Origin of the sequence: Burkholderia sp. IT-111MI5 (assembly GCF_949752865.1) — a bacterium.
Classification (GTDB): Bacteria; Pseudomonadota; Gammaproteobacteria; order Burkholderiales; family Burkholderiaceae; genus Burkholderia; species Burkholderia pyrrocinia_C.
Genome location: NZ_CATKIF010000055.1, coordinates 336672 through 360168, shown reverse-complemented (window position 1 = coordinate 360168; position 23497 = coordinate 336672). Strand labels below are relative to the sequence as shown.

Sequence of the window (23497 nt, the reverse complement as noted above, 5' to 3'; positions counted from 1 at the left end):
TATCGCCCGCGCCGGTACGCGTGCGCCGTTACAATCACGCGATGATTCCGCACGACCTCACCTTCGTCCTCGGCGGCGCGCGCTCGGGCAAGAGCGCGTATGCCGAGCGGCTCGCCGCCGACAGCGGCCGCCCCGTCACCTACATCGCGACCGCGACCGCCGCCGATGCCGAATTCGCGCAGCGCATCGCGAATCATCGCGCGCGCCGGCCGGCCGAATGGGGGTTCGCCGACGCGCCCGTCGACCTCGCCGGCACGCTCGCGCGGCTCGACGATCCGCACGCATGCCTGCTGGTCGACTGCCTGACGCTGTGGCTCACGAACCTGCTGTGCCCGGCCGACGGCGAACCGCTCGACGATGCGCAGTACGCGGCGCAGGTCGAGCGGCTCGAACATGCATTGCGCGGCGCGCGCGCGAAGGTGATCGTCGTCAGCAACGAGATCGGGCTCGGCGTCGTGCCGCTCGGGTCGATCACGCGCCGCTACGTCGACGAACTCGGGCGCCTGAACCAGCGCGTCGCCGCGCTCGCGACGCGCGTGACGCTGCTCGTCGCCGGGCTGCCGCTCGACCTCAAGACGGGAGCGCCGTCATGCTGATGCTGTCGCTGCCCGTCGTCGCGATGCTTGCGGTCGCGGCCGCGATCGTCGACCGCGCGATCGGCGAACCCGCCGGCTGGCATCCGCTCGTCGCGTTCGGCCGGCTTGCCGCGCGCATCGAAGGCGCTCTGAATACGGGCCGACGCGGCCGCGTGGTCGGTGTCGCCGCGTGGGCCGCGGCCGTCGTGCCGCCGGTGGCCGTCGCCGCATGGCTCGTGGCCGTGCTGCCGTGGCCGCTCGCGGCCGCGCTGCACGTCACGCTGCTGTGGTTCGCGCTCGGCGCGAAAAGCCTCGCCGACCACGTCGCGCCGATCGCAGCGGCGCTGCTGCGGCGCGACCTCGACGCCGCGCGTAAGTTGACCGCGCGCATCGTGTCGCGCGACACGAGCGACGCCGACGAAGGCGCATTGTCGCGCGCGGCCGTCGAATCGGCGCTCGAGAACGGCAACGACGCGATCTTCGGCGCACTCTTCTGGTTCGTCGTCGCGGGCGGCCCCGGCGCGCTGCTGTTCCGGCTCGCGAACACGCTCGACGCGATGTGGGGCTACCGCACGCCGCGCTTCCTGACCTTCGGCTGGGCCGCCGCGCGCCTCGACGACGCGATGAACTGGATTCCCGCGCGCCTCACGGCCGCGAGCTACGCGCTGCTCGGCGACACGGCCGCCGCATGGCGCTGCTGGCGCACGCAGGCGCGCCACTGGGACAGCCCGAACGCGGGCCCGGTGATGGCCGCGGGCGCGGGCAGCCTGAACGTGCAGCTCGGCGGCCCGGCCGTCTATCACGGTGAAATCGAGGATCGTCCGACGCTCGGCACCGGTGCAACGGCGACCGCCGTCCACGTCGTCGCCGCGCTGTCGCTCGTCACACGCACGCTCGCACTGTGGCTCGCGCTGCTGGTCGCGAGCGGCGCTCTCGTCATGGCCACTCATCATGTCTGACACACGCATCGCGCACGGCGGCAACCTGCATGAAGCCGCACGCCGCCACGGCATTCCGTACGACGCGTGGCTCGACCTGTCGACCGGCATCAATCCGGTCGGCTATCCGGTACCGCCCGTCCCGGCCGACGCGTGGCGCCGGCTGCCCGACGACGGCGACGGCCTCGCGGCCTGCGCCGCGCAGTACTACCGCGCGCCCGATCCCGCGCACGTGCTGCCGGTTGCCGGCAGCCAGGCCGCGATCCGCGCATTGCCTGCGTTGCTGCCGACCGGCGACGCCGGTGTCGCGTCGCTCGCGTACGGCGAATACGCGCCCGCGTTCGCGCGTCACGGCCATTGCGTCGTTCCGCTCGACATCGGCACGGATACGCTGCCGGCGACGCTGCGCCACGTCATCGTCGGGAATCCGAACAACCCGACCGCCGAATTCGTGCCGGCCGAGCGCCTGCTCGGCTGGCATGCGCAGTTGGCGGCGCGCGGCGGCACGCTGACCGTCGACGAGGCGTTCGCCGATACGGGCGCGACGCAATCGCTCGCGCCGCAGGTTAATCGGCCGGGGCTCGTCGTGCTGCGCTCGGTCGGCAAGTTCTTCGGTCTCGCCGGTATCCGCGCGGGCTTCGTGCTCGCATGCCCCGAACGGATCGTCGCGCTGCGCGACATGCTCGGCGCATGGACGGTCGGCGGCCCCGCGCGTCACGCAGTCGCCGCGGCGTTCGCGGATCGGGCATGGCAAGCCGCCGCCCGCGAACGGCTCGCGGCCGACGGCGAGCGGCTGGCCGCACTGCTGCGCGCGCACGGCTTCGCGGTTCGCGCGACGCCGCTGTTCAACTGGACCGACGACCCGCGCGCCGCGGCGCTGCATGCGGCGCTCGCGGCACGCGGGATCTGGACGCGATACTTCGCGAAGCCGTCGAGCGTGCGCATCGGCCTGCCGGGCAGCGAAGCCGAGTGGCAGCGCCTCGATGATGCGCTCGCGCACTGCGTGCCGACGCTGCAACAGGAATCCGCATGAGCCCGCGCAAGTTCCGCCGGCTGGCGCCGGTCGCGACACTGGCCGCGCTCGCTCATGCACCGCTCGTCCATGCCGATGTCACGACACGCGACGACGCCGGCAATACGGTTACGCTGCCCGCGCCCGCGCAGCGCGTGATCAGCCTCGCGCCGCACGCGACCGAGCTCGTCTACGCGGCCGGCGGCGGCGCGAAGCTCGTCGGCACCGTCACGTACAGCGACTATCCGCCCGCCGCGCAAGCGGTGCCGCGCGTCGGCGACAACAAGGCGCTCGACCTCGAACGAATCGCAGCGCTGAAGCCCGACCTGATCGTGGTCTGGCGGCACGGCAACGCCGAGCGGCAGACCGACGCGCTGCGCGCGCTGCATATCCCGCTGTTCTTCAGTGAACCGAAACATCTCGACGATGTGTCGTCGTCGCTGCGCCGGCTCGGCACGCTGCTCGGCACGCAGCCGGCAGCCGATGCGGCCGCGGCGTCCTTTGCGCACGACATCGCGACGCTGCGTGCACGCTACGCCGCGCGGCCGCCCGTCACGATGTTCTTCCAGGTCTGGGACCGCCCGCTGACGACGCTCAACGGCGAGCACCTGGTCAACGACGTGATCGCACTATGCGGCGGCCGCAACGTGTTCGCGTCGCTCAAGCCGCTCGCGCCGAGCGTCACCGACGAGTCCGTGCTCGCCGCGAATCCGGAAGCGATCGTGACGACGAGCGCCGGCGCGACGCGCTCGAACGAACCGCTGCCGAGCCTTGCACGCTGGCGCGCGTGGCCCGCGCTGACGGCCGTGGCGCGCAACAACCTGTTCGCGATCGACGGCGATCTGCTGACGCGGCCGTCGCCGCGGATCGCGCAGGGTGCGGCCGCGCTGTGCGAGGATCTCGATGCCGCGCGTGCGCGCCGGCCGGCGCGCTGATTTCCACTGACTTGCGCGTTGGCCGCGCACCTGCCTCTGCTGCGTCCGGTGCTTGAGATGGTTCGACCGCGCGTCGTGTCGTTCACATGCAGACGCGAGCGACCCTATTCATCCCAGTGCACGACTTCCCATGTTCGCGCCGCATCGTCCGCACGCAGCCAGACGACACCGCCTGTCGGCACCGGCCGCGACAGCAGCGTATCGAGCGGCACACGCAACACATGCGATGCGAACGCGCGGATCACGCCCGCATGCGTGACCGCCCATTGCTGCCGATCGACCTGCGCTACCGCATCAGCCTGCCGCGCAACCCGCGCGGCGAACCGCGCGACGCTTTCGCCGCCATGCGCGCACGCATGCATCAGGTCGGCCGCCCACGCATCGAGCGCTGCACGGTCGATATCGTCCCAGCGCCGCATTTCCCACGCGCCGAAATCCATTTCCTGCCAGCCGGCATCGCGCTGCAGCGGCACATCGAATGCGTGCGCGAGCCGTTCGGCGATCGACGCGCATCGCGTCAGCGGGCTCGTCCAGAGCTGTTCGGGCGGCGGCGCGCCGAGAGCCGACAGATGCGCACGCACGGCATGCGCGCCGGCGTCGGCCGGCGCGGCGAGCGGCACGTCGCTGCGTCCGTAACACATGCCCGGCTCGACGGCGACGGCCGGATGACGGATCAGGACGACGTCCATCCGAGCACCACGAGATAGATCGCCAGTTCGCTCAGTTGCTGCGCGAAGCCGAGACAGTCGCCCGTATAACCGCCGATCCGTTTCACGAAGTAGCGGGCCGCCCACGCGCGCACGAGCACGAGCGCGACGCACGCGGCGACACCCGTGCGCCAGTCCGGCCAGAACAGCCACGGCAACCCGAATACCGCCGCGACGCACGCCGCGCGTGCGCCCATCCGTTGCGCGACCGGCTTCGCCTTGCCTTCGGGCCGCACATAGTCGAGCGACATCAGCAGGCTGACGGCCGCCGCGCGGCTCGCCGCATGCGCGGCGATCATCGTCCACGCGGCGCGCAGCGGCGGCATGGCCGCGAGCGCCTGCCATTTCAGGCCGAGCGCGATCACGAGCGCGACTGCGCCGAACGTGCCGATCCGCGAGTCGTGCATGATGCGCAGCACGTCGTCGCGCGTATAGCCGCCGCCGAACGCATCGCAGCTGTCGGCGAGGCCGTCCTCGTGGAAAGCGCCGGTCGCGAGCAGCGTCGCAGCCATCGACAGCCCGACCGCGATCGACGCGGGCAGCACGCGCAGCGCGGCGAGATAGACGAGCGCACCCCACGCGCCGACGCATGCGCCGACGAGCGGGAAATAGCGTGCGGCCTGATCGAGATCGCCGGCCGCGTAGCCGATCGCGCGCGGCACGGGCACGCGCGTGAAGTAGCCGAGCGCGACGAAGAAGTAGCGCAGTTCGGCACGCACGCCGGGCCCGCGATCAGGCGTCACGATCGTCGACGCCGGCAGACTCGAAGCTCGCCATCTCGCTGAGGAACGCGGCCGCCGCACGCACGAGCGGCAGCGCGAGCGCCGCGCCCGTGCCTTCGCCGAGCCGCAGGTCGAGCGCGAGCAGCGGCTTCGCGCCGAAATGCTCGAGCATGCGCCGGTGCCCGGCCTCGTGCGACGTGTGCGAGAACACGCAGTAGTCGCGCACGCCGGGTGCGATGCGCTCGGCGACGAGCAGCGCGGCAGTCGCGATGAAGCCGTCGACGAGGATCGTCATCCGCTCGCTCGCGGCCGCGAGATACGCGCCCGTCATCATTGCGATCTCGAAGCCGCCGAACGTCGCGAGCACGTCGAGCGGCGCGATCGCGTGCGAGTGCTTGACGAGCGCGCGGCCGAGCACCGCGCGCTTGTGCGCGAGGCCCTGGTCGTCGAGGCCGGTGCCGCGCCCGACGCACGCGTCGATCGGCACGTCGAGCAGGCGGCTCATCAGGCATGCGGCCGACGACGTGTTCGCGATCCCCATCTCGCCGAAGCCGATCACGTTCGTGCCGAGCGACGCGTGCAGGCGCACGCGCGCCGCGCCGGCCGCGAGCGCCGTCATCGCCTCGTCGCGCGTCATCGCCGGCTCCGCCGCGAAGTTGCGCGTGCCGCGCGCGACCGGTAGCGACACCAGCCGGTCGGACAGCGGCAGCGGCGACGCAACGCCCGCATCGACGATCTCGAGCGTGCTCTGCGCGACGCCCGAGAACGCGTTGATCGCCGCGCCGCCGGCCAGGAAGTTCGCAACCATCTGCGCGGTCACCGCTTGCGGGTAAGGACTCACGCCCTCGGCCGCGATCCCGTGATCGCCTGCGAACACGATCATCACGGGGCGCTGCACGACCGGCCTCTCGGTGCGCTGAATCAGGCCGATCTGCAGCGCGAGCGCCTCGAGCTGGCCGAGGCTGCCGGGCGGCTTGGTCTTGTGGTCGATCACATGCTGCAGGCGCTTGCGCAGCGCGTCGTCGAGCGGCGCGATCGCGGGCGGGAAGTGGGTCGGAGTCGTCATCGGGAAGCCGTGTCGTTGGCGCGGCCTGCGCCGCGCATCGGAAAGGAAAAGGTCATTGTCGCTCGGGCCACGCAGGCAGCAGCGCGTCGCGGCCATGCTCGCGGATCAGCACGAGCGGATAGCCGAACGCATCGCTCGCACGCTCGGGCGTCAGCACGTCGTGCACGGGGCCGGCCCATGCATGGCTGCGGCCGTCGAGCAACAGCGCATGCGTCGCGAAACGCCGCGCGAGATTCAGGTCGTGGCACGAGAACAGCACCGTGCGCGGGCCCGCGTCGAGCCATGCGGCCAGCGCGGTCAGGCAGTCGATCTGGTGATGCAGGTCGAGATGCGCGAGCGGCTCGTCGAGCAGCATCAGCGGCGCGTCCTGGCACAGCGTCGCGGCCAGCGCGACCCGCTGCCGCTCGCCGCCCGACAGCGACAGCACGTCGCGCGACGCCAGTGCGGTCAGGTCGAAGGTCGCGAGCGCATCGTGCGCAGCCGCGCGGTCGCCGTCGCGCTCCCAGCCCCAGCCGCCGAGATACGGAAAACGGTTGAGCAGCACCGTGTCGAACACGGTCGCGCTGAATGCATCGTGCAGTTGCTGCGGCATCAGCGCGCGGCGCTGCGCGAGCTGCGTGGGCGGCCATGCGGCGAGCGGCCGGCCGTCGATCTCGACCCGGCCGCCGGCCGGCGGGTGCAGCCCCGCGAGCGTCGCGAGCAGCGTCGTCTTGCCCGCGCCGTTCGGCCCCGCGACGCACCAGATTTCGCCGGGACGGAAGGCCTGCGTGAAGCCGTCGAGCAGCGTGCGCGCGCCGGCCCTCAGCGTCAGGTCCACGCACGTGCAGGCCATGTCGTTGCCGGAGGTGGCAGCGTGCTGCGCAGTGCCTGTCATCGCATCGGCCTCCTCAGCAACATCCACAGGAACACCGGCACGCCGATCAACGCGGTCATCACGCCGACCGGCAGTTGTGCGGGCGCGATCGCGGTGCGCGCGAGCAGGTCCGCCGCCATCACGCCGCCGCCGCCCGCGAGCATCGCGGCCGGCAGCAGCATGCGCTGGTCGTTGCCGAACGCGAGCCGCAGCGCATGCGGCACGACGAGGCCGACGAAGCCGATCGTGCCGGCCGTCGTTACCGCAGCTGCCGCGGCCAGCGACGCGACGAGATAGATTCGCACGCGCAGGCGCGCGACGGGGACACCGAGCGCGAGCGCGGTCGCGTCGCCGCGCAGCAGCACGTTCAATTCCGGCGCGGCCGGCAGCGCGACACATGCGGCCAATAGCAGCGCGCCCCACGCGAACCACGGTGCGGTCACGCCGTTCAGGTCGCCCGTCAGCCAGAAGATGATCCCGCGCAACCGCGCATCGGGCGCGAGCGACAGCAGCAGCGTGACGACCGCGCCCCACCCTGCCGCGATCACGACACCGGTGAGCAGCAGCCGCGGCGACGCATCGCGCGAATCGCCGCGCCACAGCTCGCGGCGCGCGAGGCCGAGCACGAGCGCGACCGACACGAGCGCGCCGGCGAACGCCGACGCATCGACGAGCCACCACGCACCGCCCGCGATCATCGCGACGAGCGCGAACCCGGCCGCGCCGCCGGACACGCCGAGCACGTACGGTTCCGCGAGCGGGTTGCGCAGCAGCACCTGCAGCAGCGCACCGGCAAGCGCGAGCAGCGCACCGCACGCGAAACCCGCAAGCGCGCGCGGCAGGCGCAGCGTGCGGACGATGTCGGCGAACAGCGCGTCGCCGCCATGCGGCACGAGCGACGCGAGCGCCTGCCACGGCGACATCGGCACGCTGCCGATCGACAGCGATGCGACGAACAGCAACGCGGCCACGGCGGCCAGCGCGGCCCAGATCGCGGCGGCGCGCGCGGCGCTCATGCCGCGCACGGCCCTGCGCACGACGCGCAGCGCATCCGCTTACTGCTGCTGCCAGCCGAGCGTGACATAGGCGCCTCGCTTCGGCGTGTTGTAGGCATATGCAAGCTCGTAGTCCTTGTCGAGCAGGTTGTCGATGCGCGCGCTGACGTACCACGACTTCGTGATGTTGTAGCGCGCGGAAAGGTTGACGATCCCGTAGCCGCCGAGCCGCCCGCCGCCCGAATCGTTGCGCGCGCCGCTCACGAGCCATTCGCCGCCGACGCGCCACGCGCCGAATGCGCGGTTCACAGCCATCGACGCGAAACGCCGCGCGCGGCGGTCGAGATCCTGATTCTGCGTTTCGTCGACCGGGTTCTGCAACGTGGCGGCAACCCGTACGTCGGTCGCGCCGACATGCCCCTGCCACGACCCTTCGAGCCCCTGCACCTTCGCGCGGCCGACGTTCTGCGCAATATAGTAGAAACCGCTCCCGTCGGGCCGATAGTTGATCAGGTTCGCGTAGCGCGTCTGGAATGCGGTGAGCCGCATCACGCCCACCGCATCGGACGCATACTGCAGCGCGGCTTCGATCGAATGGCTACGCTCCGGCTGGATCGACGGATTGCCGGCCATCGGGTAATAGAGGTCGTTGAAGCTCGGCGCGCGGAACGCGTCCGAATAGCTCGCGGTCACCTTCCAGCGATCGGTCAGTTCGAGGCCGTAGCCGAGATAGTAGGAGTTGGCGCCGCCGAAGTCCGAGTACTGGTCGCGGCGCAGGTTCGCCTGGAACTGCTGGCGGCCGAAGCGCCCCGAATAACCGATCCAGCCGGAATTCACGTGACGCTGCGGCGCGGCATACGCATTCGACATGAACTGCTGGTCGAGCCGCTCGTAGCCGGCCTGGATCAGGTGATCCGGCGCGATGCGGAAATCGTTCTGCCACGTGTACTGGCGGTTGTCGGTATTGAAGTGATCGGTATAGACGCCGTTCAGCGCCGACTGGCTGCGATCGTTGCCGGTCGACACGCTCACGCGAGCGGTCCACCAGTCGGTCAGCTTGCCGTTCGCGAACGCACGCACCTGCTGCACGCGCGAATAGAGGTTGTTCAGGTCGGTCGGCACGCCCCACGCGTTGTCGTAGCTGTTGTTGCCGTTCGACTGGAAGTAGCTGACGCCCGCATCCCATCGATCGTTGAAGCGGTGGCGCAGCGCCGCGGTGATGCTCTCGTTCAGGTAGCCGTTCGCATTCGGGTTCGCGTTCGGCTTCTTCGCCGGGTCGAGCGCGGAAAAGCCGTTGTCCTTGTCGCGTGCGATCGACACGCTGAACGTCGTCTTCCCGTCGCCGTCGAGCCGGCCCGATACGCCCGCCTGCTGCGTCTGCGTGCCGTAGCTGCCGACGCCGACCGCGAAGTTGAAGCGCGGCGGATGATTGCCGCCGTCCTTCGTGAACACCTGCACGACGCCGCCGATCGCGCCCGAGCCGTACAGCGACGACACATTGCCGTTCACGATCTCGACGCGCTCGATCTGGTCGAGCGGCAACTGGCTCAGTTGCGCGGCACCGAGACTCGCGGAATCGACCCGCACGCCGTCGATCAGCACGAGCGACTGCGTCGACTCCGCGCCGCGCAGAAACATCGTCGTACTCGCGCCCGGGCCGCCGTTGCGCACGATCTGCGCGCCGGGCGCGAGCGCGAGCAGCGTCGGCAGGTCGGCGCCCGGATGCGCGGCGATATCCTGCGCGTCGAATACGGTGGTTTGCGGAATCGTGTCGGCCAGCGCCTGCGGCGCGCGCTGCGCGGTGACGACGACCGGTTCGAGCATGGTCGCAGCGGCAGGCCGGGCCGCGGGCACGGCGGACGTTGCCGCGGGTACGGCGGGTGCCGCGGCATCGGCATTCGCCGCGGTCTGCGCGGCGGCGGCAAGCGGCAATCCGCAGAGCGCGCCGAGCGCCGTGCGGACGATTGGGGTCAGCATGAAGATAAATCCCGTGAAGCACTGCGCGCCCCGCCTCCCCGCAGGCCGCGCGTCACGAAGCCCGTACGGGCTCCCCGCCTCGGCCGGTATCCGGGCTGGCGGCGTACCGGCTCGCCTTCCCGCGCGATGACGCGCAGTGGCCCGCGCCCGCGTGCGAAACCTGCACGCGGAACGCGCCCGAGCCGGCCTGCGTCACCGGACGCGGCCGCTTACCGTTGCGGGGGCAGCGCAGGTTGGCGGCCTCCTGGCGGAGCCCGCTCCCTGCTTCCCGTTTAACCGCGCGTTCCACGCGCGAGCACCGAGGCGGCGCCAGTTTAGGAGCCGCTCGCGCGAGCGTCAAGGAAGCGTTCGGACACGCGCGGGACGTGCCTATTCGCGGCAAGAAGCGGGGGTGTTACGACTGGAAACGTTACAGATGTCGGATTGCGCGTTATTCCGCGCTAAAATGCTGGGTCTTTAGAGGACGCAGCAAATGCTCAACGAACTCGAAACCCTATCTCAAAATATTGGCCGTCTGATTTCGCTGAACAAGCGCTATCACTCGGAACGGCTCGCGCTCGAGGAGCAGGTCGCGCAATTGCGCGCGGAAGCGGACACGGTCCGCGCGGAACTCGCGCAGCTGCGCGATGAACGCAATGCGCTCGCGGCCGAGCGCGACACGCTGTCGGCAAAGATCGACGACGCACAGGTGAAACTGAACGCGATTCTCGAAAAGCTGCCGCGCTCGAAAAGCGCGGAGCAAGCCGACAACCAGCTCGACCTGCTGGATGCGCAGGCGCGTACGGATGGCGATGACGCGGCCAGCCACGGAGAACATGCATGAGCACCAAGCAGATCGAAGTCTCGATTCTCGGTCAGGCCTATCGTCTCGCCTGTTCGGCCGAGACCGAAGCGGCGCTGCTCGAGGCGGTCGCGCGTGTCGACGCCGAAATGTCGAAAATCCGCTCGAACAGCTCGGTACGCGGCACCGATCGGATCGCGGTGATGGCGGCACTGTCGCTCGCATCGGAATTGCTGCGGCTGCAAACTAGCGTGCGGCACGGTGAAGCATTTCCGGCGGAAGAAATCCGTCGTACAATGCACCAGATGAACGAACAGCTCGGCGCGGTGCTCGCACAGCACGAGACGCAGTAACGTTTTAATCGATGCGTCGATTCCCCTTGATCTCGGCGATCAACGGTGGTCAAATTGGCGCATCGAAACACAGTTCAGTCAGCTTCCCTGCCTGGTTCGCCAAGGTCATATATTCCTTGAACCAATGCCATGTGCACGGTTGCGGAAATTTGTAGCACGGGCGCGCGCGTCACTCTGTCTGATGTACCCGAAGTGCTGCTAACTGCGACCAATTCTGAACCTCAGGTTCAGGATGCCGGCCTAGCGGCCAAGGCGGGGGCCTATCCAACGGCATCGGGCGAGTCCCGGTGCCGTTTTCTTTTTCAGGGTCTGTTTGCACGCGGAACGCGCATGCAAACAGACCATCATGCCTCCTGCTGCGTCGATTACGATCCATGCAATACTGGCTGATGAAGTCCGAACCGGACGAAGCAAGCATCGACGATCTCGCCAACGCACCGCAGCGCTCGCTGCCGTGGACCGGCGTGCGTAACTATCAGGCGCGCAATTTCATGCGCGACACGATGAAGATCGGCGACGGCGTGCTGTTCTATCACTCGAGCTGCCCCGAGCCGGGCATCGCGGGCCTCGCCGAAGTATCGTCGACGCCCTACCCCGATCCCACGCAGTTCGATCCGAAAAGCCCCTATTACGACCCGAAGTCGACGCAGGAAGCGCCGCGCTGGCTGCTCGTCGACGTGCGCTATGTGAAAAAGTCGCCGCTCGTGCCGCTCGCCGCATTGCGCGAACACGACGAACTCGCCGACATGCGCGTGCTCGCACGCGGCAACCGGCTGTCGATCACGCCCGTTACGCGCGCCGAATGGCGGTTCATCACCGAAAAGCTGATGAAGTAGGCGCACGCAGTAGGCGCACGCAGCAGGCGCGCGCGCCAAACGTCAAATCTGGTCAGCACGCGCTGCCGCCACGGAACTCGCGGGTCTTTCGCGCAGCCTAAGCAACCGCTGTCGGTCAATCGGGCCGGCTGTTTTTTCGTTGCGCGGTACGCCCGCGTCGTGCACGCGTGATCCGCGTGCGCGCCCTCGCACAAGGAGTCCAACAATGACCAAAAAATCCGCACTCGCGCTGTCGCTCGCCCTCGCCGCCGCCGTTCCCGTCGCGCTGACGCTCGCGTCGCCCGCCGCGCACGCGCAGGCCGCGAACCCGCACTTCCCGGAACCGGCGGGCGTGCTGTCGCTTTCGTCGCAGGCCAGCGCCGACGTGCCGCAGGACATCATCCACATCACGCTGTTCTACGAACAGCAGGCAAAGGATCCAGGCAGCCTCACGTCCGCGCTGAACCAGCGCGCCGATGCAGCGCTGTCGCAGGCGAAGGGTGTATCGGGAGTCACCGCGCACACGGGCGCGTTCTCCGTGTATCCGAGCACCGATCGCGACGGGAAGATCTCCGCATGGCGCGGCCGCACCGAGGTCGCGCTCGAATCGCGCGATTTCGCCGCGGCGTCGAAGCTTGCAGGCCAGTTGTCGAACCTGATGCAGGTCGCGAACGTCGAGTTCTCGCTGTCGCCTGAAGCGCAGCGCACGGCCGAGCAGAAGCTCACGACCGAAGCGATCAAGTCGTTCCGCGCCCGCGCGGACGAAGCCGCGAAGGCGTTCGGCTACGGCAGCTACACGATCCGCGACGTCAACGTCGGCAGCGGCCGCAACGTGCAGCCGTACCCGCGCATGATGGCGATGGCCGCGGCGCCGATGGACAGCGCGAAGATGAGCGCGCCGATCGCGGTCGAAGGCGGCAAGGCCACCGTGTCGGTCACCGTCAACGGCTCGGTGCAGATGAAGTAACGCGCAACGCGCGGCTGCCAGAAACGCAAAACGCCGACCCGAGGGCCGGCGTTTTTTCATGCGAGTTGCCGATGCACGCGCCAGTTGCGCGCGCATCGATATCGCATCACGCAGTCGCATTCGCCGCGCGGCGACGATACGCCCAGACCATCAGCGCGATGCCCGCGAGGATCATCGGCAGCGACAGCCACTGCCCCATCGACAGGCCGAGCGCAAGCAGGCCGAGGAAGTCGTCGGGCTCGCGCGCGAACTCGACCGTGAAGCGCGCGAGACCGTAGCCGATCAGGAACAGCGCGGACACGGCGCCCATCGGCCGCGACTTGCGCGAGAAGAAGAACAGCGCGAAAAACAGCGCGATGCCTTCGAGCGCGATTTCATAGAGCTGCGAAGGATGGCGCGGCAGCATCTGGTACTGCATGAACACGTCGGCGAGATGCCACTTCTCGACGAGCGCCGGATGTTTCGGCAGCCAGGCCGCATCGTCGCGCATCGCGCCCGGGAACAGCATCGCCCACGGCGCCGTCGGGTCGGTCACGCGGCCCCACAGCTCGCCGTTGATGAAGTTGCCGAGCCGCCCGGCCGCGAGCCCCGTCGGCACCATCGGCGCGACGAAATCGGTGACCTGCAGCCAGTGGCGCTTGCGCTGCCACGCGAACAGCACCATCGCGAGCGTCACGCCGAGGAAGCCGCCGTGAAACGACATGCCGCCCTCCCACACCTTGAACACGTCGAGCGGATGCGAGAAGTAGAAATCGGCCTTGTAGAACAGCACGTAGCCGAGCCGGCCGCCGAGCACGGTGCCGAGCACGCCGTAGAACATCATGTCGTCGATGTCCTTCGCGGTCCAGCCTTGCGCCGCGACGTGCGGCAGCTTCAGGCGGACCCGGCCGACGACGATCGCCGCGATGAAGCCGACGAGATACATGAGGCCGTACCAGCGCACGGCCAGCGGCCCGAGATGGATCGCAACGGGGTCGAAATTCGGGTGAATGATCATGGGTTAGCGAAGAAGTTTTCGAATGCGGTACGGCCATCGCGAACGCGCAGCACCGCGCATTGGACGGCACCGGCGCTCCATCGTTCACGTCATGCCGCGAGGCCCTGCGCACGCACGACGTCGATGAAGCCGGCGAGCACGGGACTCACGTCGCCCGTGCGCCACACGAGGCCTGTCTCGACGACCGGTGCGTGACCGGCGAGCGGCCGGTAGACCACGCCGGTGCGCCGCAGGTTACGCATCGATTGCGGCACCAGTGCGACGCCCATGCCGGCCGACACGAGGCTGACGATCGTCTGCATCTGGATCGCCTCCTGGCCGATGCGCGGAGTTTCCCCCGCCGCGCCGTAGCAGCCCGTAATGATGTCATAAAAGCCGGGCGCCAAACGACGCGGAAAGATCACGAGCGGCAATGCGGCGACCTCGGCGAGATGCACGGGTTCGTCCTCTGGCGCGTCGGACGTTGCGGTCGGCATCGCGACCACCAGCGGCTCGCGCACGACGGGCAGGTACGACAGCCCGGCCGCGTGACGCGGCGGCACGGGCGGAATGACGAGCCCCGCGTCGATGCGGCCGGCGACGAGTTCGTCGATCTGCACGTCGCTCGTCGCCTCCGCGAGCTGCAGGCGTACCTGCGGATAGCGCGCGCCGAACGCGCGCAGCAGCGACGGCAGCAGCCCGTAATCGGCGGTAGACACGAACGCGAGCGACAGCGAGCCGGCCTCGCCGCGCGCGAGCCGCCGCGCGAGCGGCGGCAGCGCATCGGCCGACGCAAGCAGCCGGCGCACGTCGGGCAACAGCGCCGCGCCGACCGCGGTCAACGCCACCGACCGCTTGGTGCGCACGAACAGCGCGACGCCGAGCGCATCCTCGAGCGCCCGGATCGCCTGCGACAGCGGCGGCTGCGTCATCGACAGGCGCTCGGCCGCGCGGCCGAAATGGCGCTCGTCGGCAACGGTCATGAAATAGCGCCACTGGCGCAGGTCGGGTGTCGGATCGGCCATACGTTACTCATTCGCAAAACGACTTAATAGGCGACAAATAATATATTGGACATCCCAATCCGGACACTCCATTCTTGTTTCATCCGAACCGGCGCGCCGCTCACGGGCGTCGCCCAGACAACGATGGAGTCCCCCATGCCATACAACCGTCGCTCGAAGCACATCACGCAAGGCGTGGCCCGTTCGCCGAATCGCTCGATGTATTACGCACTCGGCTACCAGAAGGACGATTTCGACAAGCCGATGGTCGGCATCGCGAACGGCCATTCGACGATCACGCCGTGCAATTCCGGCCTGCAGCGCCTGTCGGACGCGGCCGTCGCGGCCGTGAAGGCGTCCGGCGCGAACCCGCAGATCTTCGGCACACCGACGATTTCGGACGGCATGTCGATGGGCACCGAGGGCATGAAGTACTCGCTCGTGTCGCGCGAGGTGATCGCCGACTGCATCGAGACCTGCGTGCAGGGGCAATGGATGGACGGCGTGGTCGTCGTCGGCGGCTGCGACAAGAACATGCCGGGCGGCATGATCGCGCTCGCGCGCCTGAACGTGCCGGGCATCTACGTGTACGGCGGCACGATCCGCCCCGGCCACTGGAAGGGCCGCGACCTGACGATCGTGTCGTCGTTCGAGGCCGTCGGCGAATTCACCGCGGGCCGGATGTCGCAGGAGGATTTCGAAGGCGTCGAGCAGAACGCGTGCCCGACGTCGGGTTCGTGCGGCGGCATGTACACCGCGAACACGATGAGTTCGTCGTTCGAGGCGCTCGGGATGTCGCTGCTGTACTCGTCGACGATGGCGAACCCCGACCAGGAGAAAGTCGATTCGGCGGCCGAATCGGCGCGCGTGCTCGTCGAAGCCGTGAAGCGTGACCTGAAGCCGCGCGACATCATCACGAAGGCGTCGATCGAGAACGCGGTGTCGGTAATCATGGCGACCGGCGGCTCGACCAATGCGGTGCTGCACTATCTCGCAATCGCGCATGCGGCCGAGGTCGACTGGACGATCGACGACTTCGAGCGCATCCGCAAGCGCGTGCCCGTGATCTGCGACCTGAAGCCGTCGGGACGGTACGTCGCGACCGACCTGCACCGGGCCGGCGGGATTCCGCAGGTGCTGAAGATCCTGCTCGATGCGGGGCTGCTGCACGGCGACTGCATGACGATCACCGGCCGCACGATCGCCGACGAACTGAAGGACGTGCCGAGCGTGCCGCGCGCGGACCAGGACGTGATCTTCCCGATCGACCGCGCGCTGTACAAGGAAGGCCACCTGGCGATCCTGAAGGGCAATCTCGCGGAAGACGGCGCGGTCGCGAAGATCACCGGCCTGAAGAACCCGGTGATCACGGGCCCCGCCCGCGTATTCGACGACGAGCAGAGCGCAATGGATGCGATCCTCGGCGACCGGATCCACGCCGGCGACATACTCGTGCTGCGCTACCTCGGCCCGCAGGGCGGCCCCGGCATGCCGGAAATGCTCGCGCCGACGTCCGCGATCATCGGCAAGGGACTCGGCGAATCGGTCGGCTTCATCACGGACGGCCGCTTCTCGGGCGGCACGTGGGGCATGGTGGTCGGCCACGTCGCGCCCGAGGCGTTCGTCGGCGGCACGATTGCGCTCGTGCAGGAAGGCGACTCGATCACGATCGACGCGCACCGGCTGCTGCTGGAACTGAACGTCGACGATGCCGAACTCGCGCGCCGTCGCGCCGCGTGGAAACAGCCGGCGCCGCGCTACACGCGCGGCGTGCTCGCGAAATTCGCGGCCCTCGCCCGGCCGGCGAACCAGGGCGCCGTCACGGGTTGACGCGATATCGCCGCACCATGCGACCCCAATGGAAACGGCCGCCGGGGGAACGCGCAAAACGTGCGTTCCCTTTGCTTTTATAATGCGCGGACCATGAAGCCGGCCGTCCCCGCCGGCGGAGAACCGCATGAAACAGACGATATTGCGCGCGCTGCTCGTGATGCTGCTGACAGGCGGCGCAGCGGCGGCGCGCGCCGAACCGGCCGACGGGCTCGCGCTTGCGCAGCGCAAGAACTGCATGGCCTGCCACGCGGTCGGCAAGCCGCTGATGGGCCCGTCGTTCCGCGACATCGCCGGCAAGTATGCGGCGCGCGGCGACGCCGTCGATTACCTTGCCCAATCGATCGTGAAAGGCAGCGTCGGCGTGTGGAGCGGCGTGCCGATGCCCGCCAATACGCAACTGACGAGCGGCGAAGCCCACGCACTCGCGCAATGGGTGCTGTCGCTGCATTGAACCGGATGCCCCGGACGGGGCACAACCGTTGTGCTGGGTGCCGCCGACAGGCGGGCTTGCCCGTCGCCGGCAGCTTCGCCGGCACTTACTGGAACCGCCCCTCTTTTCTGTCACCGGAACGGCCGGGGGTTCAGCCCGAAGTTCAGCCCGAATGACCGGCGCGGCGGCGCGCGATCTCTTCGTCGACCGCGTCGCGGACCCAGTCCATGACCTCGGTTTCCAGCGTCAGCGCCACCTCGCGCGTGACCTGGCCGACCAGCCAGGCCGAATGCTCATGCAGTGCGTCGCGACAGCGGGCCTCGATGGCCTCGCGCCCTGCTCCGGTCAGATAGCTCGTCAGCCGATTGCGCAGGCGCTCGGCGATATGCTGCGCATCTTCAGGCGTCAGCCCGACGGCTGCCTGCACATCCGGCTGCGGCACCGCGGCCGGTACGACCGCCTCCGGCATGACCGCGTCAGACGCGTGCCCGGCCGCGTCGCGCGCCACCGCAGCGAACGCATGCTGCGACGCATCGTCGTCGGCCAGCGACGTCTTGAGCGGCGCATTCATGGCCGCTGCGTGCTCGGCGACCACATGCTCCGCGGCGCCCGGTTCGGCCGGCGCATCGGTCTCGCCCATCGCCGCCGCGGCAGCCGTCGCGACGTCGCCCGGCAGCTCGACCGCCGGCACGTGCAGCGTCGGCACAGGTTCGATCACGACGAATTCGGGGTCGCCCTCGGCTTTCGTGGAATCGGCCGGCGCGATCACGTCGGTCAGCACCGGAATCGCCGCGCCGGCGTGCGGCTGCGGCGCGTCGGGCGCGGGCGAGCGCGCCGGCACCGGCTTGCCCGGCACCAGCACGTCGGTCAGCGTCGGGATCGAGGATGAATCGGCTTGTGTCACGGCAACACTCCGTCGACGGTTGCGGCTAGCTGCCCTGCTTGTAGTTGTTCAGCGCGTAGCCGCGATCGCGGTAGAAGCGATAGCGGTCGCGGCCCGCGGCCAGTTCGTCCGGCGCGTTGCCGACCACTTCGAGCAGGCGCTCGAAGCGGGCGAACTGCGCGGGCACGGTCGCGCCGAGGTTCAGCAGCACGTGATGATGCGGCGCCTTGTCGAGATCGGCGGCCAGCACGATCGGCGTGCCGGCCGCGTGCTCGCTGTCGACGCCGCAATGCGGAATGAAATCGAGCGGCGAGAACGTCCAGAGCCGCTCGTCGAGCGCGCGCAGGCGCGCGGGCTCGGCGAGCACGACAACCGGCTGCCCGGCCTGGTAGGCCTTGCGCAGCAGCCGGCACGCATACGCGAGCGAATCGCCGACGTTCGAGTGGAAATCGATCCGCGTCATTGCCCGCGTACCCGCATCGTCGTCAGCACCGCCATCACTGGCCGGCGCGGTCGATCAGGAACTGCGCGAGCAGCGGCACCGGGCGGCCCGTCGCACCCTTCGCGGCACCGCTCTTCCACGCGGTGCCCGCGATGTCGAGGTGGGCCCACAGGTAGTTCTCGGTGAAGCGCGACAGGAAGCACGCGGCCGTCACGCTGCCGGCCGGACGTCCGCCGATGTTCGCGAGATCCGCGAAGTTCGACTTCAGCTGATCCTGGTACTCGTCGTCGAGCGGCAGGCGCCATGCCGGGTCGCCCGCCTCACGCGACGCGTCGAGCAGTTCGCCCGCGAGCGCGTCGTCCTTCGAGAACAGGCCGCTGTTGTGATGGCCGAGCGCGATGATGCACGCGCCCGTCAGCGTCGCGACGTCGATCACCGCCGCCGGCTTGAAGCGCTCCGCATACGTGAGCGCGTCGCACAGGATCAGGCGGCCTTCGGCGTCGGTGTTCAGCACCTCGATCGTCAGGCCCTTCATGCTCGTGACGATGTCGCCCGGCTTCGTCGCGTTGCCGCCCGGCATGTTCTCGCAGGTCGGCACGATCGCGACGACGTTGATCTTCAGGCCCATCTCGGCAACCGCGCGCATCGTGCCGAGCACGGAACCGGCACCGCACATGTCGTACTTCATCTCGTCCATGCCCTCGCCCGGCTTCAGCGAGATGCCGCCCGTGTCGAACGTGATGCCCTTGCCGACCAGCACGACCGGCGCGGCCTTCGCGGCGGCGCCCTGGTAGTGCAGCACGATGAACTGCGGCGGCTCGACCGACGCGCGCGCGACCGACAGGAACGAGCCCATCTTCAGCGCCTGGATCTGCTTGAGCCCGAGCACTTCGGCCTTCAGGCCCCAATCCTTCGCGAGCTTCTTCGCGGTGTTGCCGAGATAGGTCGGCGTGCAGACATTGCCGGGCAGGTTGCCGAGGTCGCGAGTGAGATCCATCCCGTTCGCGAGCGCAACGGCCTGCTTGACCGCGACCTTCGCGGCCTTTTCATCCGACGGATCGACGCTGAACACGACGCGCTTGAGCGTGTGCGACGCCGGTTCCGGCTTGCTCTTCATCTGCGTGAAGCGGTAGGTCTCGTTGCGCAGCGCGAGAATCGCCGCGCGCACGCCCCAGTCGGAGCTGCGCTCGTCGACCGGCAGTTGCGCGAGCGTGAACGTGACCTGGACGACCTTGGTCGCCAGCAGCGCGCGCCAGGCGGCCGTGGCTGCATCGTTATAGGCTTTCTGATTGAAAGCATCCTGCTTGCCGAGACCGACGAGCAGCACGCGCGACGCGCCGATGCCCGACACTTCGTGCAGGAACAGCGTCTTGCCGCGCTTGCCGTCCATGTCGCCGGCCTTCACCACGCGCGAAATCAGTCCCTTGGTGGCCGTGTCGATGTCGAGCGCCGCGCCGGAAAGCGTCTGCGCCTCGAAGATGCCGAGCACGATGCAGTCGGACTTCCCGGTCAGGAACCCCTTGGCCTCGCCTTTGCTCCAATCACAGCCTTTTATGCTAAAGTCCATCGCGCTTGTCCTCGGATAAAATCTGGGCTAAGGATGAAAGCCGCAATTATCCGCTATTTTTCCCGTGGCGGCGCGAGCGCTCCACCACGCGTGCGCAGCCTCCCGCCCTCTTCTCATCAAGAATGATCTTCGAACGCTCCCTCCAGCGCGAGCTTGCGTATACGGCTGGCGCCGTGTTCATGGTGCTGCTCACGATCATGCTCACGACGATGATGATCCGCATCGTCGGTTACGCCGCGTCCGGTGAAATCGACCCGCGGGACGTGCTCGTGCTGATCGGCCTGACCGTGATCGGCTATCTTGCCGTGATGCTCGTCGTCACGCTGTTCGTGTCGATCCTGTTCGTGCTGACCCGGTGGTACCGGGATTCCGAAATGGTGGTGTGGCTCGCGTCGGGCGTGAGCCTCACGCGCCTCATCAAGCCGATCGGCGTGTTCGCTACGCCGCTCATCCTGCTGATCGCGTTCTTCGCGTTCGTCGGCTGGCCGTGGTCGAACCAGCAGAGCAAGATGATCAAGGCACGCTTCCAGCAGCGCGACGAGATCTCGCTGCTCGCGCCGGGCCAGTTCCGCGAGTCGGCGTCGAACCATCGCGTGTTCTTCATCGAGAAGATGACGCCCGACCAGAGCAAGGTGCAGAACGTGTTCGTGACGTCGACCGAGAACGGCAAGGTCAACGTCGTCGTGTCGCAGACGGGCCATACGGAAACGTCGAAGGACGGCGACCGTTTCGTCGTGCTGGAAGACGGCCGCCGCTACGACGGCACGCCCGGCCAGCCGAACTTCAAGATCATGGAGTTCGAGCGCTACGGCGTGAAGATCACCAGCAAGCCGGTCGTGAACGTGCAGACCACCAACAGCACGCCGACGCCCGAGCTGCTGCGCAACCCGACGCGCGACAACCTCGCGGAATTCGCGTGGCGCGCGGGGCTGCCGCTGATCGCGCTCAACCTGATGGTGCTCGGCATCCCGCTCGCGTACCAGAACCCGCGCCGCAGCCGCACGATCAACCTCGTGATGGCCGTGCTGATCTACCTCACCTACTCGAACCTGCTGAACGTCGTGCAGGCGCAGATCGAGCAGGGCAAGATGTCGTTCGGCGTCGGCCTCGTCGGCCTGCACGCGCTCGTCGCGGCGATCGTCGCCGTCATCTTCTGGTTGCGCGTGCGCAATCGTCCGCTGTTTACACGCGCGCTGTTCGGCCGCTCGGGAGCATGATCGATGCGGCTCTATGAAAAGTACTTCGCGCGACAGATCTACGTCACGTTCGTCTTCATCCTGTTCGCGTTCTCGGGTCTGTTCTTCTTCTTCGACCTGATCAGCGAACTGAACTCGGTCGGGCACGGCAACTACAAGTTCGGCTACGCGGTGATGCGCGTCGCGCTGCAGACGCCGTCGCGCTTCTACGAGATCATCCCGGTCGCCGCGCTGATCAGCGCGATCTACGTGTTCGCGCAAATGGCCGCGAATTCGGAATTCACGATCTTCCGCGTGTCGGGCCTCGCGACCAACCAGGCGCTGCGCTCGCTGCTGAAGATCGGCGTGCCGCTCGTGATCATCACCTACCTGATCGGCGAATTCGTCGGCCCGTACGCCGACCAGTTGTCCGAACGCGTGCGGCTGCAGGCGCTCGGCGCGTCGGTTTCGTCGAATTTCCAGTCGGGCGTGTGGGTGAAGGACACGCTCGCGGCCCGCGAAAACGGCGAACAGGTCACGCGCTTCGTCAACGTCGGCAGCCTGTCGCCCGATTCGACGATCAGCAACGTGCGCATCTACGAGTTCGACTCGAAATTCCAGCTGCAGAACGTGCGGATCGCGCAGACGGGCCGCTACGAGCCGCCCGGCCACTGGCTGCTGACGGGCGTCACCGAAACCGAGCTCACGCCGATCAAGCCGATCAGCGGCCAGCCGGCCGATGCGCTGAACCCCGTCTACCGGTCGCAGCAGGTGTCGCTGCCCGAATACCGGCTGCGTTCGGACCTGACGCCGCAGATCCTGTCGGTGCTGCTCGTGTCGCCGGAGCGCATGTCGATCATCAACCTGTTCCGCTACATCCAGCACTTGCGCGAAAACCAGCAGGACACGCAGCGCTACGACATCGCGCTGTGGCGCAAGCTGCTGTATCCGTTCGCGGTGTTCGTGATGCTCGTGCTGTCGCTGCCGTTCGCGTACCTGCACACGCGCGCCGGCGTGGTCGGCGTGAAGGTGTTCGGGGGCATCATGCTCGGCATGAGCTTCCAGCTGCTCAATACGCTGTTCTCGCACATCGGCACGCTGAACACGTGGCCCGCACCGCTCACCGCCGCGACGCCGGGCCTGATCTATCTCGCGCTCGGCCTGTTCGCGCTAAAGTGGGTCGACCGGCACTGAGCGCCGCATCACGACGGAGACTTCGACATGAGCTCGCACGGCATCGTCCTGTTCGGCCACGGCGCCCGCGATCCGCGCTGGGCCGAGCCGTTCGAGCGGCTCGCCGCGCGGCTGCGCGGCGCCGGCTCCCCTGCGTCGCACGTGTCGCTCGCGTTCCTCGAGCTGATGACGCCGCCGCTCGGTGAGGCCGTGGCCGCGCAAGTCGCCGCCGGCTGCACGCGCATCACCGTGGTACCCGTGTTCTTCGGCCAGGGCGGCCATATCCGCCGCGACCTGCCGCAGCTCGTCGATGCGTGCCGCGCCGCGCATCCGGGCGTCGAGATCCGCTGCGCGACGGCTGTCGGCGAAGACGACGGCGTGCTCGACGCGATCGCACGCTATTGCATCGACCGGATCGGCGACGACGCGTAAGCGCAACGGCGGCTCCAAATAAAAAAGCGCTGGCTTCCGCCAGCGCTTTTTTGTTTCGGACTGCGGCCGGATTCCGCTCAGGCGGCAGTCCGCAACGAATCGCCCTCTTTCGCGTGCCGTGCGCGCTCGGCGAACGCATCGCCGATCATCAGCAGGCTCGGTTCCGCGGGATCGAGCCATGCCTGCGCGTCGCCAGCCGCCATCTGCGCGAGCGTCAGCGTCAGCGAGCGCTCGCGCGCGGTACTGCATGCCTCGACGATCGCCACGGGCGTCGCCGGCGCACGGCCGGCATCGATCAGCTCCTGCGCGATGCCGGGGGCACTGTCGCGGCCCATGTAGTAGACGATCGAATCGGCGCGCGCGGCTTCGCGGATCTCGTCGCTGCCCGGCGCACGGCTGTGCGTCGCGAACGCGACGCTGCGCGACACGCCGCGCAGCGTCAGCGAACGCTTCAGCGTCGCCGCGCCGGCCAGCGCTGCGGTGATGCCCGGCACGACCTCGTAGTCGATGCCGGCCTCATCGAGCGCGCGCATTTCCTCTTCGGCGCGACCGAACAGCATCGGGTCGCCGCCCTTCAGCCGCACGACGCACGCATGCTCGCGCGCCGCATCGACGATCTGCTTGTTGATGAAGTGCTGCGCGGTCGAGCGCTGCCCGCAGCGCTTGCCGACCGCGATCCTGCGCGCGTTCGGCGCGTAGTCGAGCATCGCGGGCTCGACCAGCGCATCGTGCAGCACGACGTCGGCCTGCGCCAGCAGCCGCGCGCCGCGCACCGTGATGAGGTCCGCTGCGCCCGGCCCCGCTCCGATCAGATATACCTTGCCCATGTTTGTCGCTTCGCTTGTCCTGCGGACGGCGGCGTCCGGTCCGCGCGCCGCATGGCGGC

General features: G+C 68.6%; 25 protein-coding genes, 1 other RNA gene and 1 riboswitch. Of the genes, 14 read left to right on the top strand and 12 right to left on the bottom strand.

All coding sequences use genetic code 11. The features are described 5' to 3' along the window. Nucleotides 1-41: 41 nt before the first annotated feature. The 4 genes from cobU to ACM6JT_RS28880 are packed head-to-tail and all read left to right on the top strand — an operon-like array spanning nucleotide 42 to nucleotide 3460. On the top strand, nucleotides 42-596 hold the full coding sequence (gene cobU / locus ACM6JT_RS28895) for a bifunctional adenosylcobinamide kinase/adenosylcobinamide-phosphate guanylyltransferase (RefSeq protein ID WP_414857743.1): 555 nt from the start codon (nucleotides 42-44) through the stop codon (nucleotides 594-596). Continuing rightward, nucleotides 590-1534 (top strand): adenosylcobinamide-phosphate synthase CbiB, encoded by a 945-nt coding sequence (gene cbiB, locus ACM6JT_RS28890; protein ID WP_175749814.1) that lies wholly within the window; start codon nucleotides 590-592, stop codon nucleotides 1532-1534. The genes cobU and cbiB overlap by 7 nt, the downstream gene beginning before the upstream one ends. Continuing rightward, nucleotides 1527-2546 carry a threonine-phosphate decarboxylase CobD gene (gene cobD / locus ACM6JT_RS28885; protein WP_414857742.1) on the top strand — a complete coding sequence of 340 codons (1020 nt, stop codon included), beginning with the start codon at nucleotides 1527-1529 and terminating at the stop codon, nucleotides 2544-2546. The genes cbiB and cobD overlap by 8 nt, the downstream gene beginning before the upstream one ends. Continuing rightward, nucleotides 2543-3460 carry a cobalamin-binding protein gene (locus ACM6JT_RS28880; RefSeq protein WP_414857741.1) on the top strand — a complete coding sequence of 306 codons (918 nt, stop codon included), beginning with the start codon at nucleotides 2543-2545 and terminating at the stop codon, nucleotides 3458-3460. The genes cobD and ACM6JT_RS28880 overlap by 4 nt, the downstream gene beginning before the upstream one ends. Before the next feature lie 104 nt (nucleotides 3461-3564). Here the strand turns inward: ACM6JT_RS28880 and cobC are convergent, their stop codons facing one another. Genes cobC through ACM6JT_RS28850 form a run of 6 tightly spaced genes read right to left on the bottom strand, consistent with a single transcriptional unit; the run spans nucleotide 3565 to nucleotide 9780 of the window. Further along, nucleotides 3565-4149: an alpha-ribazole phosphatase gene (cobC, locus tag ACM6JT_RS28875; RefSeq protein ID WP_414857740.1), complete on the bottom strand. Its 585-nt coding sequence runs from the start codon at nucleotides 4147-4149 to the stop codon at nucleotides 3565-3567. Further along, the gene (locus tag ACM6JT_RS28870) at nucleotides 4134-4910 is read right to left on the bottom strand and encodes an adenosylcobinamide-GDP ribazoletransferase (RefSeq protein WP_407970788.1); all 777 of its coding nucleotides are present in this window, start codon (nucleotides 4908-4910) and stop codon (nucleotides 4134-4136) included. Before ACM6JT_RS28870 ends, cobC begins: the two co-directional genes overlap by 16 nt. Then, nucleotides 4900-5955: a nicotinate-nucleotide--dimethylbenzimidazole phosphoribosyltransferase gene (gene cobT / locus ACM6JT_RS28865; protein ID WP_414857739.1), complete on the bottom strand. Its 1056-nt coding sequence runs from the start codon at nucleotides 5953-5955 to the stop codon at nucleotides 4900-4902. The genes ACM6JT_RS28870 and cobT overlap by 11 nt, the downstream gene beginning before the upstream one ends. Before the next feature lie 52 nt (nucleotides 5956-6007). Beyond that, the gene (locus tag ACM6JT_RS28860; RefSeq protein WP_407970789.1) at nucleotides 6008-6829 is read right to left on the bottom strand and encodes an ABC transporter ATP-binding protein; all 822 of its coding nucleotides are present in this window, start codon (nucleotides 6827-6829) and stop codon (nucleotides 6008-6010) included. Then, a complete protein-coding gene (locus ACM6JT_RS28855; RefSeq protein ID WP_414857738.1) occupies nucleotides 6826-7824 on the bottom strand; it encodes a FecCD family ABC transporter permease in 999 nt (332 codons plus the stop codon). The genes ACM6JT_RS28860 and ACM6JT_RS28855 overlap by 4 nt, the downstream gene beginning before the upstream one ends. A gap of 39 nt (nucleotides 7825-7863) precedes the next feature. Next, nucleotides 7864-9780 (bottom strand): TonB-dependent receptor domain-containing protein, encoded by a 1917-nt coding sequence (locus ACM6JT_RS28850; protein ID WP_175749820.1) that lies wholly within the window; start codon nucleotides 9778-9780, stop codon nucleotides 7864-7866. A gap of 63 nt (nucleotides 9781-9843) precedes the next feature. Further along, nucleotides 9844-10098: riboswitch (cobalamin riboswitch) on the bottom strand. Nucleotides 10099-10252: 154 nt separating this feature from the next. Here ACM6JT_RS28850 and ACM6JT_RS28845 point away from each other — a divergent pair. From ACM6JT_RS28845 to ACM6JT_RS28825, 5 genes are all read left to right on the top strand, one after another. Then, a complete protein-coding gene (locus tag ACM6JT_RS28845) occupies nucleotides 10253-10603 on the top strand; it encodes an ATPase (RefSeq protein WP_006478092.1) in 351 nt (116 codons plus the stop codon). Next, nucleotides 10600-10914, top strand: coding sequence for a cell division protein ZapA (locus tag ACM6JT_RS28840; protein ID WP_011352906.1), 315 nt, complete (start codon nucleotides 10600-10602; stop codon nucleotides 10912-10914). The genes ACM6JT_RS28845 and ACM6JT_RS28840 overlap by 4 nt, the downstream gene beginning before the upstream one ends. An 81-nt stretch (nucleotides 10915-10995) precedes the next feature. Continuing rightward, nucleotides 10996-11177, top strand: a non-coding RNA gene (ssrS, locus tag ACM6JT_RS28835) — 6S RNA. 111 nt (nucleotides 11178-11288) lie between these two features. Continuing rightward, on the top strand, nucleotides 11289-11750 hold the full coding sequence (locus tag ACM6JT_RS28830; protein ID WP_034178770.1) for an EVE domain-containing protein: 462 nt from the start codon (nucleotides 11289-11291) through the stop codon (nucleotides 11748-11750). A 205-nt stretch (nucleotides 11751-11955) separates the two neighbouring features. After that, nucleotides 11956-12696, top strand: a complete 741-nt coding sequence (locus ACM6JT_RS28825) for an SIMPL domain-containing protein (protein WP_034178771.1) — start codon at nucleotides 11956-11958, stop codon at nucleotides 12694-12696. Nucleotides 12697-12802: 106 nt separating this feature from the next. Here ACM6JT_RS28825 and lgt read toward each other — a convergent pair whose 3' ends face one another. Then, complete coding sequence (gene lgt / locus ACM6JT_RS28820; protein ID WP_414857737.1) at nucleotides 12803-13693, bottom strand: prolipoprotein diacylglyceryl transferase; 891 nt, start codon at nucleotides 13691-13693, stop codon at nucleotides 12803-12805. An 89-nt stretch (nucleotides 13694-13782) separates the two neighbouring features. Further along, complete coding sequence (locus tag ACM6JT_RS28815) at nucleotides 13783-14697, bottom strand: LysR substrate-binding domain-containing protein (protein WP_131948593.1); 915 nt, start codon at nucleotides 14695-14697, stop codon at nucleotides 13783-13785. 135 nt (nucleotides 14698-14832) lie between these two features. Between ACM6JT_RS28815 and ilvD the strand changes: the two genes are divergently transcribed. Then, nucleotides 14833-16506 (top strand): dihydroxy-acid dehydratase, encoded by a 1674-nt coding sequence (gene ilvD / locus ACM6JT_RS28810; RefSeq protein WP_105393082.1) that lies wholly within the window; start codon nucleotides 14833-14835, stop codon nucleotides 16504-16506. Nucleotides 16507-16633: 127 nt separating this feature from the next. Next, the gene (locus ACM6JT_RS28805; protein WP_131948594.1) at nucleotides 16634-16960 is read left to right on the top strand and encodes a c-type cytochrome; all 327 of its coding nucleotides are present in this window, start codon (nucleotides 16634-16636) and stop codon (nucleotides 16958-16960) included. Between the two features lie 142 nt (nucleotides 16961-17102). Here ACM6JT_RS28805 and ACM6JT_RS28800 read toward each other — a convergent pair whose 3' ends face one another. From ACM6JT_RS28800 to ACM6JT_RS28790, 3 genes are read right to left on the bottom strand one after another with little or no spacing between them, the layout of a single operon-like run. Next, entirely contained in the window at nucleotides 17103-17843 is a 741-nt protein-coding gene (locus ACM6JT_RS28800; RefSeq protein WP_414857736.1) for a DUF2486 family protein, read from the bottom strand. 25 nt (nucleotides 17844-17868) lie between these two features. Next, nucleotides 17869-18285 (bottom strand): DNA polymerase III subunit chi, encoded by a 417-nt coding sequence (locus ACM6JT_RS28795; RefSeq protein ID WP_034178777.1) that lies wholly within the window; start codon nucleotides 18283-18285, stop codon nucleotides 17869-17871. A 34-nt stretch (nucleotides 18286-18319) separates the two neighbouring features. Next, nucleotides 18320-19831: a leucyl aminopeptidase gene (locus ACM6JT_RS28790; protein WP_414857735.1), complete on the bottom strand. Its 1512-nt coding sequence runs from the start codon at nucleotides 19829-19831 to the stop codon at nucleotides 18320-18322. Nucleotides 19832-19953: 122 nt separating this feature from the next. Here ACM6JT_RS28790 and lptF point away from each other — a divergent pair, with 122 nt between their 5' ends. From lptF to ACM6JT_RS28775, 3 genes are read left to right on the top strand one after another with little or no spacing between them, the layout of a single operon-like run. Further along, nucleotides 19954-21048, top strand: coding sequence for an LPS export ABC transporter permease LptF (gene lptF, locus ACM6JT_RS28785; protein ID WP_034178779.1), 1095 nt, complete (start codon nucleotides 19954-19956; stop codon nucleotides 21046-21048). Nucleotides 21049-21051: 3 nt separating this feature from the next. Further along, nucleotides 21052-22200 (top strand): LPS export ABC transporter permease LptG, encoded by a 1149-nt coding sequence (gene lptG / locus ACM6JT_RS28780; RefSeq protein ID WP_034178780.1) that lies wholly within the window; start codon nucleotides 21052-21054, stop codon nucleotides 22198-22200. A gap of 27 nt (nucleotides 22201-22227) precedes the next feature. Further along, nucleotides 22228-22611 carry a sirohydrochlorin chelatase gene (locus ACM6JT_RS28775; protein ID WP_131948598.1) on the top strand — a complete coding sequence of 128 codons (384 nt, stop codon included), beginning with the start codon at nucleotides 22228-22230 and terminating at the stop codon, nucleotides 22609-22611. Nucleotides 22612-22688: 77 nt separating this feature from the next. On the opposite strand, the gene cobA is transcribed toward ACM6JT_RS28775, so the two are convergent. Then, nucleotides 22689-23438, bottom strand: coding sequence for a uroporphyrinogen-III C-methyltransferase (gene cobA, locus ACM6JT_RS28770; protein WP_034178782.1), 750 nt, complete (start codon nucleotides 23436-23438; stop codon nucleotides 22689-22691). Between the last annotated feature and the right edge of the window lie 59 nt (nucleotides 23439-23497).